This window comes from Arthrobacter globiformis NBRC 12137, assembly GCF_000238915.1.
GTDB classification, from domain to species: domain Bacteria; phylum Actinomycetota; class Actinomycetes; order Actinomycetales; family Micrococcaceae; genus Arthrobacter; species Arthrobacter globiformis.
This window is the reverse complement of sequence record NZ_BAEG01000113.1, coordinates 43,046-58,445: the sequence shown is the minus strand read 5'-3', so window position 1 is coordinate 58,445 and position 15,400 is coordinate 43,046. Positions and strand designations below refer to the sequence as shown.

Genomic DNA, 15,400 nt, shown 5'->3' with positions numbered 1-15,400 from the left:
TGAACGTTCGCCGTTTCTTACTCGTCGAGAAAGCCCAGCATTTCCGCTACGACGTCGCCAATTTGCTTTGACAGGAGAGGTGGCACTGCGTTGCCCACTTGATGGAACTGCTGCGTGCGCGGCCCTTCGAAGAAGTAATTGTCTGGGAATGACTGCAGACGGGCAGCTTCTCGAACGGTGAAACTACGAGTCTGCTCAGGATCCGGATGGATGTAGTAGTGCCCGTCTTTAGAGATGTGTGAAACCACGGTGGTGGATGGAGCATCCCAGACTTGCACCCTGAAGCGGTCCGTGAAAGGCGTCCCTTCACGAGTGATGTTCTTGTGCTCAGGGTGGAGTGCAGCTGGCAGATCCGTGTACTTTGGGCTCTTACCCAAAAGTCCGGCTAGTTCGGCCATTACACGGTACCTAGCCAAGTCTGAGACCATGTGTGCACGTGGAACGTGCTGAATAGGGGTATCGAGTGCCTCTTCGCTGATCCACGATTCGTATGCATCGATAGCTAGGGTCCCAGACTTGACGGGTTCAACCTTGTTGGTGATCTCAGTCAATCGCACTTCGTTCAAGGCTTGCTCTTGAACTGCTTGCCAGTCGAGCTCGATTTTCGGGCGACGGGAAGACGTTGCTGCACGCACACTGGGCATCGTTTGCAGTGCAGCGCGAACTGTCACGGCGCCATCCGCCTTTTTGAGGATGCGTCGCGGTACCCGGGGAGCGACGTCGCTCCTCACACCGAGCAAGATGACGCGGTGGCGTTTCTGTGGGACGCCGTATTCTTCCGCTCTGATAATGAAGTCTGAGGGCTCCAGGTTTGCTGGGTCTGCATCGACTACAAGTGAGCGGATCTGGTAGTGAGTGCCGCCTGGGAGGTTGGCAAGGTCTCCGAGGATTGTTTGAAACATGCTGCTTTCGCCGTTCTTGGACGAGAGCAGGCCTTTCACGTTCTCCATGACGAATACGGTCGGCTTGAACTTGTCGAGGATGTGGAGATACTCGCGATACAGGAAGTGCTTGTGATCCGATACAAAGGTTTCGTCACCTTTGCGACGCGATCGGCCAGCCAACGAATATGCTTGGCATGGAGGCCCGCCGATCAGGGCCCAGTGCCCTCGGTTGGATTCGGAGCCAAGTTGCTTCTCGATGAAGTCATCTACTTCAGGCCGGTTCTCTGCACCCAGTTCGACTTGATAAACGTGAGTCTTCGCAGCGAAGTATGCATCCCTAAAGTCACCGGTGAGAATGGACTGCCAACTCTTCTTACCTTGGATGTAGTCAAAGTAAGGCCCAAGGTCCCTCTCTGACCGAACTAACTCCCTGTAGGTGGCACGCAAGCGAAGGGTCTGGCAGGCGAAGCTGTCCATCTCGAACGAGGCCAAGGTCTTATATACGAAGGCACCGTTCTCGTCCCGTACGCTAGAAAATCCTTCGTTCAGGCCTCCCGGCCCAGCGAAGAGATCAATGATTGGAAACACGTGCACCCCTTGATATTCGACACTCCAGGATACCAAGTTCCACGGACAAAGTAGGTACGCCCCTCGCTCAGTCCTTGTCGCCGGACGGCGGGCCAGCGAGCTGTGGCTGTGGGACTCGTTTACTATGAGCTGCTTGTGCCCTGCAACTACTGCCGCACCTCCGACGGTACTGATATCTGTTGCCCGATGTGGAAGCACAGCCGTTACGACACCTGTCTGGAAACCTCGCAGCCTGCAGGGCTAACATGACGTGAAATGCCTCATCTTGATCACGGCCAATCGCCATCACGGGGAATCCGGTAAACCTTTTGGCATGCAGCATGCCTGGATTATCAATCGGATCGAAAATGTGTTCGGGGCGCCGCAACTGTTCGATCTTTCAGACCTTTTGAAACTAAGATGACCTCCGCTGCTGAGAAGTCCGAGCTACGTCCGTGGGCGGCAAAGATAGCATGCCACACGAACCGGACTGTTCGGTTCACTTTGGTATGAGGCCACCTTTGTCGAAGCCGTGCCTTAGCCCCTGTACATTCAAGTGGATGATCCGGACCGCTCACACTGACTAATTTCGACAGGCTCTAACATCACGGACTACAGCTGCCGCCGAAACACCCAAAGCAAAATGTTCTCGCCGGACACATACCAGTCTCGCTCCGGTGCGCGGCGAAAGCCCAGAGACCGGTAGAGCTTGTGGGCGCGTTCCATGAACGTGGCGCTGGTGATGCTGATCGCCTCAATGCCGTTCAACTGCCGGGCGTGCTCCACAATCTGACGCACCGCCGCGCGGCCCACGCCGCCGCCCTGATGCGCCGGGTCCACCGCCAGCATCCGGAACTCCAGCTCCCCGTCCTGGGCGATCTCGCTGTACGGCTGGCCGGCGAACGTCACCGTCACCGCCGCCACCACCTTCCCGGCGGCCTCCGCCACCCAAACCTCCGCGTGCTCGGCGCGGTGCTCCACGTCCTCCAAGACGCTCATGTAGGGATGGTCGGCAGCGAAGTGCCCGGCCCGCAGGTACGCCTCGCGGGTGATGCGCCGGACCTCGGGGAAGTCAGCAGGGACTGCCCGCCGCAGCATGACAGTCGCCGGCAGCGCGACACTCACCGTGCGTCCGGGTCCGGAGCAGTACGCTCCAAGTAGTGGTGCAGCTGGGCCAAATGCGGTTGGGACGACGGGTCGCCCACGGCGTCGGCACCCACTGCGTTCGCCACGGCCAGAGAACGTGTGTAGTCCAGATCGCTCCGCAGCGCCAGGACCAGCGCCGCGCAGAACGCGTCACCCGCGCCAATCGTGTTGGCGACCGCCACGGAAGCGGCAGGCGCCTGGGCCACCTTCCGCCCGTGCTCGAACATCGCCGAGCCGACCTTCCCGTACGTCACCGCGACGAGCTTCGCCTCGGCCAGCGCCGGGATCAGTTCGAACTCCGTCTCGTTGACGATCACCAGGTCGCACCGCTCCAGCAGCTCCGACGGCAGGTTCATCGCGGGCGCGGCATTCAGGACGAAGAACCCGGAGGACTTCCTGGCCGCCTCCAGCGCCACGGGCAGGCCGACCTCGAGCTGGCACAGCACGACCTCGTCCGGCCCAAACTCCACTCCCTCCAACGAAAACGCACCATTCGCGCCCGGGCACACCACGATCTGGTTTTCGCCCTCACGGTCCACCACGATCAGCGCGGTACCGGTCGCGTCGCCGTCGAGCACCGCCACGTCCGAAGTGTCCACGCCAGCGCCGGAAAGAGCCTCCAGCATCAGGCGGCCCTGGGCATCATCGCCCACTGCACCGATCATCCGCGAACTCCCGCCGAGCCGTGCGGCGGCCACGGCCTGGTTGGCGCCCTTGCCGCCCGGCTGCTGCTGCAGCACGCCGCCGCCGACGGTTTCGCCGGCGGTGGGGAGCCGGTCGGTGGTGGCGATGATGTCCAGGTTGATACTGCCGACGACGGTGACGGCAGGAAGCTGAGTGCTCATAAGGAAGTCCTATCAGGTCGAGCCAGGGGCGGCTGAATTAGGAAATAGTGTACGGCATGGTTGTACTTGTTCGTCATACATGGTTGTATAACAACTGATTTCCCATCCGCAGGACCCCCTGCAGAGAACAATGGAGTTTGATGTGAACACCCCAGTTACAGCTAGTATCTCGCCGCCCACCGCCGTCGAAAGCGAAACTGATGTGAACAGACTTGCCGGCCGCCCGGCCGCCCTGCTCATTTCCACCCTGCTCCTCGGCGTGCTGTCCTTCCAGCTCAACGCCAGCATGGTCACCCCCGCGCTGCCGCAGATTGCCGCCAGCTTCGGCCAGGCACCCGACGCCGCAGCCCCCGTGCAGTCCATGTTCTTCCTCGCCGGCGCCATCGCCGGCCCGGTGATCGGCAGGTGGAGCGACTTCATCGGCCGCCGTGCCGCTCTCCTGCTGGTGCTGGCCATCATGGGCACCGGCACCATCCTCTGCATCGCGGCGCCCACGCTGCCGCTGCTCATCACGGGCCGCTTCCTGCAGGGCGTGTCCAGCGCCGTCTTCGCCCTGTCCTACATCGTGCTCAGCGAGAACCTGCAGCCGCGCGTCTTCGGCACGTCCGTGGGCATCATCGCCGCCATCAACGGCGGCATCGGGGGCGTGGACGGCTACGTCGGCGGCCTGATGTCCGAGACCCTCGGCTTCCGGTCCATCTTCGTCGTCGTGCTGGTGCTGACCGCCGTCGCCGCCGGCTGTATCCTCAGGACCGTCCCGAAGGGGCGGCCGCAGCACGTCCGCGGCGCCATGGACTGGTGGGGCGCGGGCTCGCTCTCGGTGTTCCTGGTGTTCATCACCTACTTCGTTTCCGGCGGATCGGCCGCCGGATGGACCGCACCCGGCACCTTGGCCCTGCTCGCCGGCACCATTGCGTCCTTCGCCGCCTTCTGGATGATCGAGAAACGGCGCAGCCACCCGCTCATCGCCGTCCACCACCTGCGCTCCCGCCAGGTGTGGCCCGTCATTGCCACCACCGTCCTGACCCTGGCCGGCATCTTCGCCGTCATGAACTTCACCGTGGTGCTGCTCAGCCAGGACAAGGGCTCCGGCTTCGGGCTCAGCCCGTCCCTGTCCGCACTGCTGTTCCTCACCCCGGCGGCGCTCATCGGCGTCTTCGCCGCCCCGCTGGCCGGCTGGCTCGCCGGCCGCCGCGGCTGGATCAAGACCCTCCGCACGGGCACCGCCCTGAGCCTGGCCTGCGCGGTGGCGGCCGCCTTGTTTTCCGGCAACCAAGTGGCGGTGATGATCGCCGTCGCGTCGCTCGGCATCTTCTACAATGGCCTCTTCCTCACTGCCATCAACGGACTCTCCGTCCTGCTTTCGCCCAAGGAAGCACCCGCTTCCCTGCCCAGCATCAACGGCGCCTCCTTCGGCATCGGGGCGAGCCTCGGCGTCGTAATTGTTGCGCCGTTCGCCGCCCAGGCGACATCCGCCGGCTACGCCACCGCCCTCTGGATTTCTGCGGCCATCACGGCGGCGGCGTTCATCGTCAGCCTCTTCGTCGCCGCCCCCAAGGGCGAAACCCTCTAAACCTCTCCCCTGACTGAAAGAAGGACCACTCCCATGACCAGCTTCCCGTTCTACCTCGACTGCGACACTGGCATCGACGACGCCCTCGCCCTGGCCTACCTGCTCGCCTCGCCCCAGGCGGACGTGCGGGGGATCGGCGCCGTGAGCGGCAATGTCAGCGCCGCCGTCGGCGCCCGCAACAGCCTGGACCTGCTCGAGCTCGCCGGGCACGCGCACATTCCTGTTGCCCTCGGCGCGCACGACCCCCTTGCCGGTTCCTTCGGCGGGGGAGCGCCGTGGGTGCACGGCGCCAACGGCATCGGCGAGGTGTCGCTTGCTGCGTCCTCTGTTTCGCTTGCGCCGGAGACGGCGGCGGAGATGCTGGTGCGGCTCGCGCACGAGCACCCCGGCACGCTGCGGGTTCTGGCCATCGGCCCGCTGACCAACATCGCCGAGGCCCTGGGGCTGGAGCCTTCCTTGCCGGAGCTGGTTGCGGAGATCACCATCATGGGCGGCGCGGCCCTGGCCCCGGGGAACCTCACGCCCGTGGCGGAGGCGAACATCGCCAACGACCCCGAGGCCGCCGCCGTCGTGCTGTCCGCCGGCTGGAACGTGACCCTGGTGCCGCTGGACGTGACCATGACCAACGTGCTGGAGGAGAACCACCGGCAGGAGCTGCTCGCCTCGTCCGGCGCCGTGCCGCGGGCGCTGGGGGAGATGCTGGGCTATTATTTCCGCTTCTACGAGGGCATCTTCGGCCGCGCCTGCTCCGCCATGCACGACCCGCTCGCCGCCGCGCTCGCGGTCGGTGCCGTTACGGCTGCCGTTGCCCCGGTGGTGCATGTGGACGTCGACACGACTTCCGGGCCAGGCCGCGGGCAGACCGTCTGTGACCTGCGCGGGCTCTACATGGACTACCCGGAACAGCCCGGTGCCCGCTGCCGTGTGGTGCTGTCGCTGGAGGACGACTTCGCGCCGCATTTGGTGGAGAGGCTGCTGAACTACTTCGAAATCCCTGTGGTCGGGCCTGTCGAAACCGCCCTCGTGGGTGGTTGAATCCGTCGACGCTTTTGGACACGGAAACGGCGGGAGGACATTCAGTTTCGGGTGTCCTCCCACCGTTTCGATTCAGGGCACTTATTAGTGCTGAGATCCGATGACCGAATGCGCGATCAGCATGTCGAGACGACGTACGTCCACCTTCTTGCCCACCTTGATCTTGATGTGACCGGCGCGGGTCCAAAGCTCCAATTCGGCGTCGAGATCAAATTTGCCGGCATTCTCGGAGGACCACATGTTGATGGCGGTGTACGGCAGGGAGTAGACCTCCACCTTCTTTCCGGTGATTCCTTGGGCGTCGCGCACGATCATGCGCTTGGTAGTAAAGATGGCGCTGTCCCGGAAAGTCCTGTAGGCGGAGACGGGCTGCTCGCCGGGGAGCATCAACTCCATAACGTCATGTGGAATCGGACATTCTTCGACGAACATCCACGTGGTTACTGCTGCTGCCTCCATGGGGAGCCCCCTCTTCCTTGGTTACGAACCGGGTCAGTCTTTCAAATGCCTTGGCTACAGGCTTGCTGACGCGCTGAGGGACGGGTCGCTCCCGAACGGTGGAGGCCCAGTCCGGCTCACCGCTCCGGGTTGGCGGCTACTCACGGATCGCCGAGGCCATCCGCAACCCACAAACTCGGTTTGGGGCGGGCTCAAAATCCCAGACGTTCCTGATGCGGGACCGTCGCCCACGGCATTTGAAAGCCATAGGCGACGGGCCTGCTAGCAAGAGACTGGCCAGGAACTACTCGCACCCTACGCCGTCACCGTTCCTGTCGAGACCGTAGATGTCGGATCCGACGACGGTGACCGGTCCTCCTACGTACGCGGGACCGTTGCCGCTTCCCCCCGCGCAATCCACGTCTGACGCAATGGGCACGCAGGGCCCTGCATAGTTTGGATCGCATCCTGACGGAGCTGCGGGGGCGGCAGGCTGCACGGGCACCTGGGCTTGCGCCGCCGCGGCGGCAGCGGCAGCAGCGGCGGCTGCCTGCTGCTGACGCTTCGCCTCCTCGGCTGCAGCCTGTTGGCGGGCCGCCTCCGCGGCGGCCTGCTTCTGGGCGGCTTTAGCCGCCGCTTCTTGGGCTGCCTTGTCGGCGGCGGCCTTCTCGGCAGCAGCCTTCTTAGCAGCGGCCTTTTCGGCAGCAATCTTCGCTGCCGCCGCCCGCGCGTCCGTCACCCGTTTCGATTCTGACTGCTCCATCCACAGCAGCTCTCCAGCGTCGCTCTTCGTGCAGATGAAGACCTTCGGCGAGTACTCTTCGGTCGCATTTTCCGTGACGCACTCGGATGATGCCGGTGCAGTTGGAGTGGGTGTCGGCGTAGCGCTCGGGGATGCGGGCTCGGTGGCCAGAGGCGTTGAAACTGAAGCAGCCGATTGACCTCCGCATGCCGTTGCTGAGAGCAGGACGGCGAGCGCCACGGCCGCACCTCTAGCGCGGTGTTGAGAAATCCATTGTCGTGGCCCGGCGCCTACCGGGGTAGAAAGCTCATGGCTGATAATCTTCCGTGCTTCACTGCGGCGAAAGAACGTATTCATTTATGCCCCCATAAATCAGGTCTAGTTGCGAATGGCTCGCCGAGCTTAACACTAAATCTTGCATAAAATATGCAGATTGAAATGACAGAATCGGTCAAGAGCGCAACTGGAGGCGTAGCGCGGTAGCTGCTACGGGTTCAAGAGTGGATGTGACGACCGGCGCGATCTGTAAGACGTCCTGCTGCGAGTATTTCCGGCGCCCGCTGGCAGCGGTAGCAACCTGGCTCGGCTGGGACCGACTTGGCTGAGGCTGATCTGGCGTTCGCCGGGTCCCAGTCCCCGGCCCGCCGCTCTGTTGAGGGCCCCGAGAAGTGGGGTGCCGCCGTTGTCCTTTATCGCTAGGGGCGCGGCGGCGCCGCGGGCGAAGCTGACCGGCTGGGCGGAGATGCTCTCCTGCAGGTGCGCAATGGGCTCGCCGTCCCGGATCAGACGGACTCTCAGGGCCAGGCCTCGGTGCCGGGTTCGACGCTTACGCCGGGGGCCACGAACTCGGAGGCAGGCTGCCGCTCGACCTGGATGCGCTTGATCTGGATCTGGTGTCCGGGGCCGCCGAGAACTTCCTCGAAGGAGCGGATGCGTTCGATGCCGATGCGGGGGAGGGTGTCGGAGACGAACCGGCCGACGCCGCGGCCGGCCCGGATGAGGCCGTCCTCCTCGAGCATCATCAGGGCCTCGCGGACGAAGGTGCGGCTGACCAACATGCTCGTGCCCAGTTCGGTTTCGGCGTCCAGCATGCAGCCGCGCTGCAGGAGGTGTGATGACTGCTTTGGCTGCGCCGGCCCGCCGTCGCCGTGGTTGACGGTGCTTTCGCGCCTGCGTGGCGAGCGGGCCTACTATTCATGTATGCGAACTAGCCCGTTCGGAGCAAACGCCAACGGGCCGCATCAACCTCGGGAGCGCACATGAACGAAGACCGGACCAACCCGACAGTGAAGTCCGCGGACCGGGCCCTGGCTGTGGTGGAATTCGTTGCGGGTAAAGGGTCGGCGAGCTTCACCGAGATCCTCGAGGCTCTGCGTTTGCCCCGATCCAGTGCGCATGGACTGCTGAACACTCTGTGCTCTGCGGGGTGGCTGGACCACAATGCAGCCAACCGGCAGTACTCGCTCGGTTTGCGGGCCTGGCAGGTGGGGCAGATGTACACGGGACATCAGACCCTGGCCAACGTCGCGAAGCCGGTGATGGACCAGCTTTCCATCTCTTTGGGGGAGACTGTACAACTGGCGCTCCTCGATGGCGTGGAGAACGTCTACATCGCGATCAGTCAGGCATCCAGCGGCATGAGGCTCGGCTCCTCCGTCGGAATGCGTCTTCTGGCCCACGCGACCGGCATCGGCAAGGCATTGCTGAGCATGCTCGAACCCGAGGATGCGCAGCAGCGCCTCAGTTCCGTCGCGTTGCCGCGCCTGACCGCAAAAACAGTCACCGACGTGAAGGCCTTGGAAGGACTGGTTGCCCAGGCAAAGGCCAACGGTTTTGCGCTGGATGATGAGGAATACCTCGACGGATGCCGTTGCGTGGCTGTCCCGCTGACCAGTGAGGCCGGCGGAGGCATGAACGCTGCGCTGTCGGTGACGATGCCGACCGTTCGGACGGATGAGGAGTGGCCCGGAAGCATTCTGCGGCCGCTAACAGGAGCAGCGCAGGAAATCCGCGCTCTCCTCGGGGTCAGGGAGCCGGGGATTGCCTTGCCGGCCGCGTTGGTGAAGGCGTCTTAAACCCCTTCTATAGCCGCCTCGTAGAGCCCATCTCGTAACTGTTGCTGCTCGGGGTGACCTGTGCCATACTCATCCTGTTCACATTCTTGAACTCTAATTCATGCTCATGAACTCAATGAGGAGTTACTTTGTCCAAGCAAGTGCCTGCTCCCACCAGCGAAGCGCTGGCGCCGATCGTCAAGCGAGTTACCCGGCGGCTAATTCCCGTCCTGCTGCTGATGTACATCTTGGCGTTCCTTGACCGTTCCAACCTCGGGTTCGCCAAGGCGGCCTACCAGACCGACACCGGCCTGTCGGACGCTGCGTACGCGCTGGGCGCCGGCATCTTCTTCCTCGGCTACGCTGCCCTGGAGGTCCCCAGCAACATCCTGATGCGCCGGCTCGGCGCCAAGATCTGGCTGGCACGGATTATGATCAGTTGGGGCATCGTCTCGGCACTCATGATGTTCGCCCAGAACGAGTGGTCCTTTTACATCCTCCGGGTCCTGCTCGGCATCACGGAGGCAGGCTTCTTCCCGGGCGTGATCCTGTACCTGACCTACTGGATTCCCACGCAGTTCCGCGGCCGCGTCAATGGCCTCTTCTACTTCGGCGCGCCCCTTGCCTTCATCTTCGGCGGACCGCTCTCCGGCCTGCTGCTGGACCTCGACGGCCTAGGCGGCCTGCAGGGCTGGCAGCTGATGTTCGTCGCAACGGGCGCCCTCACGGTCGCCGTCGGACTCTGGGCGTTCTCCTACCTGGACAACGGCCCGGCCGATGCCAAGTGGCTGAACGCGAGCGACCGTTCGATGCTCATTGCAGCCCTCGACGCGGAGGAAGGGGCCAAGGCGGACCACTCTCCGAAGGGCGCCCTGCGCGCGCTGACCAATCCGAAGGTCCTCTACTTCTGCGTCATCTACTTCACCATCCAGATGAGTGTCTACGGCGTGACCTTCTACCTGCCCACACAGATCGCCGCGCTTGTCGGCAGCAAGGTCGGGCTCGGCGTCGGCCTGATGACAGCGGTGCCCTGGGGCATCGCCATGATCGTCACCTTCCTGCTCAGCCGCCTGGCCGACCGGACTGGTCGCCGCCGCCTCGTGGCGGCTGCTTCCCTCACGGCCGCCGCAATCGGCATTTTTGGCTCCGCGCTGACCGACAATCCGCTCATGGGGCTGGCGGCACTGTCCTTGGGCGCTGCCGGATTCATCAGCGTGCAGCCGGTGTTCTGGACGCTGCCCACGGCGATGCTCGTTGGAGCCGCCGCCGCAGGCGGCATCGCGCTGATCAATTCCATTGGCAGCCTGGGCGGTTTCGTAGCCCCCATCGCGAAGACCTGGGCCGAATCGTCCTTTGGCCCCAAGGCAGGGCTCTTCCTGCTCGCCTTCACTGCACTGCTCGGTGCCGTCCTGCTCTACAACAGCCACCGGATCAGCAAGATCGTTGACACCACGCCGCATACGCAGCTCACCGAAGAGAAAGTGCACTGATGAAGGCCCTTGAACTGAAAGACTTCCACCAGCTGGTGGTCGTGGACCGGGATGAACCTATGGTTGGCCCTGGCGATGTCCTGATCGACGTCGTCGCCACCGGCATCTGCGGATCGGACATTCACGGCTACACGGGCGAGAACGGGCGGCGCGTTCCCGGGCAGGTCATGGGGCACGAAACGGTGGGACGCATAGCCGCCCTCGGCGCCGGGGCAGATGCCTACGGCCTGGCCGTTGGCCAGCCGGTCACCTTCAACCCGCTCATCAGCTGCAACGCCTGCGAAGCCTGCGACGCCGGCCAGCAGCAGCACTGCCCCGAACGAACCGTGATCGGCGTGAACCCGTCCATCGTGTCGGCCTTCGCCGAGCAGGTCTCGGTGCCCGCTCAGAACGTCGTGGCACTGTCCGCCGAAACGCCGATCGTCTACGGCGCGCTGATCGAGCCCCTGGCCGTTGCCTTCCACGCCGTCCGGCGTGCCCGGATCGGCGCCGGCCAAAAGGTCCTGGTGATCGGAGGCGGGCCCATCGGCCAGTCCGTCATCCTCGCCGCAATCCAGGAAGGGGCTGGACGGGTCCTCGTCTCGGAGATGGACCCGGCCCGCCGCGCCCTCTGCCAGCGCTTGGGCGCGCAGGCCCTCGACCCTGCTGCGGGACCGTTGGACGAGCAGGTCCGGGCCGCCTTCGGAACCTTGTCCGACACCACAGTGGATGCTGTCGGCATTAAGCCCACCATCGCCGGCGCCCTGGAAGCCACGAAGTTTGGCGGGGTAGTTTCCCTGGTGGGCATGGGCTCGCCCGAACTGGCCTTCAACGCTTACCGCGTCTCCACCGAGGAACGTGAGATCGTAGGCAGCTTTTGCTACAACAACCAGGACTTCCGTGATGCCGCCGCCTGGGTGGATCAAGGATCGCCCGTCCTGGCCGAACTCATCAGCCGTGAAGTGTCCATGGACGACGCCGATGCTGCCTTTGCCGGGCTCGCCTCGGCCGACGGCACCGCCGGCAAAGTCCTCGTCCGCCTCGACTCAGCAAGGAACAATTAGTGAGCATCGAAAACCGCATCCGCCACGTCCGTGCCTATACCCTTCGCGGCGGCGGCGCCGACTACCACGACCAGGACGCCGGGCACTGGATCGACGACCACATCGCCACGCCCATGTCCGTGTACCCGGAATACCGCCAGTCCCGCCAGAGCTTCGGCCTGAACGTCCTCGGCACCCTCGTCGTCGAGATTGAGGCCGACGACGGCACTGTCGGTTTCGCCGTCACCACGGCTGGGGAGCTGGGCGCTTTTATCGTGGAGAAGCACCTCGCCCGTTTTGTCGAGGGCGCCAGGGTGACCGACATCGAAAAAATGTGGGACCAGATGTACCGGTCCACGCTCTTCTACGGCCGCAAGGGTGTAGTGCTCAACGCCATCAGCGCTGTGGACCTGGCGCTGTACGACCTGCTGGGAAAGATCCGGCAGGAGCCTGTTTACGCTCTGCTGGGCGGGCCGGTCCGCGACGAACTGACCATGTACGCCACCGGCGCACGCCCGGACATCGCCAAGAAGCTGGGGTTCATTGGCGGCAAGATGCCGCTGCACCACGGGCCGGCCGAGGGTGAGGAAGGCCTCCGCAAGAACCTGGAAATGATCAGGGATATGCGGGAGAAGGTGGGCGACGACTTCTGGCTCATGCTCGACTGCTGGATGTCCCTCGATCTTGACTACGCCACCCGGCTGGCGCACGGTGCGGCGGAGTACAACCTGAAGTGGATTGAAGAAGCTCTTCCCCCGGATGACTACTGGGGCTACGCGAAACTCAAGAAGCAGGTCCCGCCTAAGATGCTGGTGACCACAGGCGAACACGAAGCGACGCGCTGGGGATTCAAGCTGCTCCTGGACATGGACTGCGCCGACATCATCCAGCCCGATGTGGGATGGTGCGGCGGCATCACCGAACTCACAAAGATCTCGGCGATGGCCGACGCCAACGGCGCACTTGTGGTTCCCCACGGTTCATCCGTGTACTCGTACCATTTCGTGGTCACGCGGACCAACAGCCCCTTCGCCGAGTTCCTCATGATGCATCCGACCGCCGAGGAAATCGTGCCCATGTTCTCACCGATGCTTCTGGGCGAGCCCGTCCCCGTGAACGGCAAACTCAAGGTCCCTGAAACCCCGGGCTTCGGCGTCGAGCTGAACCCGGCGCTGGAAAAACTGCGCCCCTACAAGCACTGACAACCCTCTCATTACTAACAACAAGGAAACGAACAATGGAATTGATGCGCTTGGGCGAACCCGGGCAGGAACGGCCGGTAGCCAAGGAAGGCGAGAAATACTTCGATCTGCGGGGGATCACCGCGGATATCGACGGCGGCTTTCTCGCCAATGATGGCATCGCCAAGGCACGTGAGGCAGTCAAGGCTGGCTTGCCGGAAGTTGAGGATGCGGCATCACTGCGGATCGGCGCACCCGTTGCCCGGCCCGGGGCGGTGCTGTGCATCGGCCAGAACTACGCAGCCCATGCCGCAGAATCCGGTGACGCACCGCCGTCGGTCCCGATCCTCTTCTTCAAGCACCCCAACACCGTGGTCGGTGCCTTTGACCACGTGGTGATTCCCCCCGGAGCCGAGAAGGTGGACTGGGAGGTGGAACTCGCCGTGGTCATCGGCAAACGCGCGTCCTACCTCGAGTCGCCCGAGAAAGCACTGGACTACGTTGCCGGGTATGCGGTCAGTAACGATGTTTCGGAGCGGGCATTCCAGGTGGAGCACTCAGGCGGGCAGTGGTCCAAGGGCAAGTGCTGCCCGACCTTCAACCCGCTGGGTCCGGCGCTGGTTCCCGCCGACGAGGTGGGGGATCCGCAGCAGCTGCGGCTGCGGTCCGCCGTGAACGGGGAAACGAGGCAGGACTCCAACACGTCGGACATGATCTTCTCCGTGGCCTACATCATCTGGCACCTCTCCCAGTACCTGGTCCTGGAGCCCGGCGACATCATCAACACCGGGACTCCGCAGGGTGTCGCCATTTCCGGCAAGTTCCCCTACCTGCGCGAAGGCGACCGTATGGAGATCAGCATTGAGAAGCTGGGCCGTCAGGAGCAGAAGTTGGTCAGTTACACGAAGCAGTAACTGCAGCCTGGTCCCGTCCGCTTCCCGGCCCACCGCTTTTGGTGAAGGCAATGAGCAAGGGGGTGCCGTCGTCGTCCGTTTTTCAGGGCGAGGCGGCACCCACGCCTTGGGCCACCCGAGTTTCTGTACAGATAATCCGCGGTTGGCACGATCCAAACCGTGATAGCTGGACAAAAACTCTGGGTAATCTTTGGGCAGACGCTAGGTGGCCGGACCGGAGTGAAGCAAGATGCTCGGTATGAGAAAAGTCGTTACAGCCAGCCTCGCCGCAGCAGTCGTAGGTTTTGGCGCACTCACGGTAACTGTCCCGAGTAACGCGGCAACGGAGCCGCAGCAGATCTCTGGTCAGATCATCGTCAAGTTCCGCGACAGCGGTGCAGCGCCTGGCCTGCTACGCCAGAACGGTCTCAGCGACGGCGCTGGCATCGGCAGCACTGGCGCCCACCTCATCAAGGTGCCGGCCGGCAAGGAATCTCAGCTCATCGCATCCCTGAGCCGGAACCCGGCCGTTGAATACGCCGAGCCGGACCAGCTCGTCACCGCCGCCGTCGACGAACCCGACCCGGACTACTTCCCTCGCCAGTACGCTCTGCACAACGAGGGGCAGTCATTCACCAACACCAACGACACAGTAACGGTGGCCGGCGGCAAGGCCGATGCCGACGTGGACGCCGTCGAAGCATGGGCCGTCACTACCGGCAAAGACATCAAGGTTGCCGTGCTCGATACCGGTGTCGCCACCGACAACGACGACATTGCAGCGAATGTCGATCTGCACGCGAACTTCAGCACCGCGGCAACAGGCGAAGACAACTACGGCCACGGCACCCATGTGGCCGGCATTATTGCCGCCACCAGAGACACGGAGGGTGTCTCCGGTGTATGCCCGGATTGCTCCATTTTGGACGGCAAGGTCCTGAACGACGCCGGATCCGGCTCCACATCATCGATTGTCAACGGCATCAACTGGGCCGTTGAAAACGGTGCCAAGGTGATCAACATGAGCCTCGGACAGCGGGTTTCATCGCGGGCCCTCGAGTCTGCCGTCAACAATGCGTGGAACAAAGGTGTGGTGATAGTAGCCGCGGCCGGCAACGCCGGTACCCAGGCGCCGATCTACCCGGGCGCTTACCCCAACGTCATTGCGGTCGCCGCTACCGATAACAACGATGCCAAAGCCTCCTTCTCAACCTATGGCAAGTGGGTGGATGTGGCAGCGCCCGGGGTCAATGTCTACTCCACCTTCCCGAAGCACCCCTTCGAGATCGGCAGGCAGAACGGCCGCGAGATGGGCTACGACATCGCCAGCGGTACCTCAATGGCCTCACCTGTCGTTGCAGGCGTTGCCGCGCTTGTCTGGAGCAACACACCCGCGGGCACTGAAAACAAGGCTGTCCGCACAATAGTCCAATCCACCGCCGACACGATTACCGGCACTGGCACCTCCTGGGTGCACGGCCGCGTGAACGCATGCAAGGCCGTGGCTGGTGTCTGCGACCAGCCCTGAGG

General features: G+C 63.6%; 14 protein-coding genes. 8 read left to right on the top strand and 6 right to left on the bottom strand.

Annotated features, from left to right (window positions below):
• Positions 1 to 17: 17 nt before the first annotated feature.
• The 3 genes from ARGLB_RS21055 to ARGLB_RS21045 all read right to left on the bottom strand — a co-directional run bounded on the left by ARGLB_RS21055 (position 18) and on the right by ARGLB_RS21045 (position 3,442).
• Positions 18 to 1,472 carry a DNA cytosine methyltransferase gene (locus tag ARGLB_RS21055; protein ID WP_003806149.1) on the bottom strand — a complete coding sequence of 485 codons (1,455 nt, stop codon included), beginning with the start codon at positions 1,470 to 1,472 and terminating at the stop codon, positions 18 to 20.
• Positions 1,473 to 2,063: 591 nt separating this feature from the next.
• Positions 2,064 to 2,549, bottom strand: a complete 486-nt coding sequence (locus ARGLB_RS21050) for a GNAT family N-acetyltransferase (protein ID WP_043420139.1) — start codon at positions 2,547 to 2,549, stop codon at positions 2,064 to 2,066.
• 23 nt (positions 2,550 to 2,572) lie between these two features.
• On the bottom strand, positions 2,573 to 3,442 hold the full coding sequence (locus tag ARGLB_RS21045; protein ID WP_003806146.1) for a ribokinase: 870 nt from the start codon (positions 3,440 to 3,442) through the stop codon (positions 2,573 to 2,575).
• A 142-nt stretch (positions 3,443 to 3,584) separates the two neighbouring features.
• Between ARGLB_RS21045 and ARGLB_RS21040 the strand changes: the two genes are divergently transcribed.
• Both ARGLB_RS21040 and ARGLB_RS21035 read left to right on the top strand, forming a co-directional pair.
• Entirely contained in the window at positions 3,585 to 5,015 is a 1,431-nt protein-coding gene (locus tag ARGLB_RS21040; RefSeq protein ID WP_003806145.1) for an MFS transporter, read from the top strand.
• A 33-nt stretch (positions 5,016 to 5,048) separates the two neighbouring features.
• Positions 5,049 to 6,050: a nucleoside hydrolase gene (locus ARGLB_RS21035; RefSeq protein WP_003806144.1), complete on the top strand. Its 1,002-nt coding sequence runs from the start codon at positions 5,049 to 5,051 to the stop codon at positions 6,048 to 6,050.
• 84 nt (positions 6,051 to 6,134) lie between these two features.
• Here the strand turns inward: ARGLB_RS21035 and ARGLB_RS21030 are convergent, their stop codons facing one another.
• The 3 genes from ARGLB_RS21030 to ARGLB_RS24215 all read right to left on the bottom strand — a co-directional run bounded on the left by ARGLB_RS21030 (position 6,135) and on the right by ARGLB_RS24215 (position 8,321).
• Positions 6,135 to 6,509, bottom strand: coding sequence for a PH domain-containing protein (locus ARGLB_RS21030; RefSeq protein ID WP_003806143.1), 375 nt, complete (start codon positions 6,507 to 6,509; stop codon positions 6,135 to 6,137).
• A gap of 283 nt (positions 6,510 to 6,792) precedes the next feature.
• Positions 6,793 to 7,227, bottom strand: a complete 435-nt coding sequence (locus tag ARGLB_RS24220) for a hypothetical protein (protein WP_245531581.1) — start codon at positions 7,225 to 7,227, stop codon at positions 6,793 to 6,795.
• A 797-nt stretch (positions 7,228 to 8,024) separates the two neighbouring features.
• A complete protein-coding gene (locus ARGLB_RS24215; protein WP_003806141.1) occupies positions 8,025 to 8,321 on the bottom strand; it encodes a GntR family transcriptional regulator in 297 nt (98 codons plus the stop codon).
• A 168-nt stretch (positions 8,322 to 8,489) separates the two neighbouring features.
• Here ARGLB_RS24215 and ARGLB_RS21015 point away from each other — a divergent pair, with 168 nt between their 5' ends.
• The 6 genes from ARGLB_RS21015 (at position 8,490) to ARGLB_RS20990 (ending at position 15,398) form a co-directional block, all read left to right on the top strand.
• Positions 8,490 to 9,305 (top strand): IclR family transcriptional regulator, encoded by an 816-nt coding sequence (locus tag ARGLB_RS21015; RefSeq protein WP_003806140.1) that lies wholly within the window; start codon positions 8,490 to 8,492, stop codon positions 9,303 to 9,305.
• Positions 9,306 to 9,433: 128 nt separating this feature from the next.
• Positions 9,434 to 10,774 carry an MFS transporter gene (locus tag ARGLB_RS21010; protein ID WP_003806139.1) on the top strand — a complete coding sequence of 447 codons (1,341 nt, stop codon included), beginning with the start codon at positions 9,434 to 9,436 and terminating at the stop codon, positions 10,772 to 10,774.
• Positions 10,774 to 11,817, top strand: coding sequence for a zinc-dependent alcohol dehydrogenase (locus tag ARGLB_RS21005; protein ID WP_003806137.1), 1,044 nt, complete (start codon positions 10,774 to 10,776; stop codon positions 11,815 to 11,817). Before ARGLB_RS21010 ends, ARGLB_RS21005 begins: the two co-directional genes overlap by 1 nt.
• Positions 11,817 to 12,998 carry an L-rhamnonate dehydratase gene (gene rhmD, locus ARGLB_RS21000; RefSeq protein WP_003806136.1) on the top strand — a complete coding sequence of 394 codons (1,182 nt, stop codon included), beginning with the start codon at positions 11,817 to 11,819 and terminating at the stop codon, positions 12,996 to 12,998. Before ARGLB_RS21005 ends, rhmD begins: the two co-directional genes overlap by 1 nt.
• A 35-nt stretch (positions 12,999 to 13,033) precedes the next feature.
• Positions 13,034 to 13,891 carry a fumarylacetoacetate hydrolase family protein gene (locus ARGLB_RS20995; protein ID WP_003806135.1) on the top strand — a complete coding sequence of 286 codons (858 nt, stop codon included), beginning with the start codon at positions 13,034 to 13,036 and terminating at the stop codon, positions 13,889 to 13,891.
• Between the two features lie 238 nt (positions 13,892 to 14,129).
• Complete coding sequence (locus ARGLB_RS20990; RefSeq protein ID WP_003806134.1) at positions 14,130 to 15,398, top strand: S8 family serine peptidase; 1,269 nt, start codon at positions 14,130 to 14,132, stop codon at positions 15,396 to 15,398.
• Positions 15,399 to 15,400 lie beyond the last annotated feature (2 nt).

Coding starts and splice junctions, on each gene's coding strand:
- ARGLB_RS21050 (WP_043420139.1), bottom strand. CDS start 2,549: ATGCTGCGGCGGGCAGTCCCTGCTGACTTCCCCGAGGTCCGGCGCATC.
- ARGLB_RS21045 (WP_003806146.1), bottom strand. CDS start 3,442: ATGAGCACTCAGCTTCCTGCCGTCACCGTCGTCGGCAGTATCAACCTG.
- ARGLB_RS21035 (WP_003806144.1), top strand. CDS start 5,049: ATGACCAGCTTCCCGTTCTACCTCGACTGCGACACTGGCATCGACGAC.
- ARGLB_RS21030 (WP_003806143.1), bottom strand. CDS start 6,509: ATGGAGGCAGCAGCAGTAACCACGTGGATGTTCGTCGAAGAATGTCCG.
- ARGLB_RS24215 (WP_003806141.1), bottom strand. CDS start 8,321: ATGCTGGACGCCGAAACCGAACTGGGCACGAGCATGTTGGTCAGCCGC.
- ARGLB_RS21015 (WP_003806140.1), top strand. CDS start 8,490: ATGAACGAAGACCGGACCAACCCGACAGTGAAGTCCGCGGACCGGGCC.
- ARGLB_RS21005 (WP_003806137.1), top strand. CDS start 10,774: ATGAAGGCCCTTGAACTGAAAGACTTCCACCAGCTGGTGGTCGTGGAC.
- ARGLB_RS20995 (WP_003806135.1), top strand. CDS start 13,034: ATGGAATTGATGCGCTTGGGCGAACCCGGGCAGGAACGGCCGGTAGCC.
- ARGLB_RS20990 (WP_003806134.1), top strand. CDS start 14,130: ATGAGAAAAGTCGTTACAGCCAGCCTCGCCGCAGCAGTCGTAGGTTTT.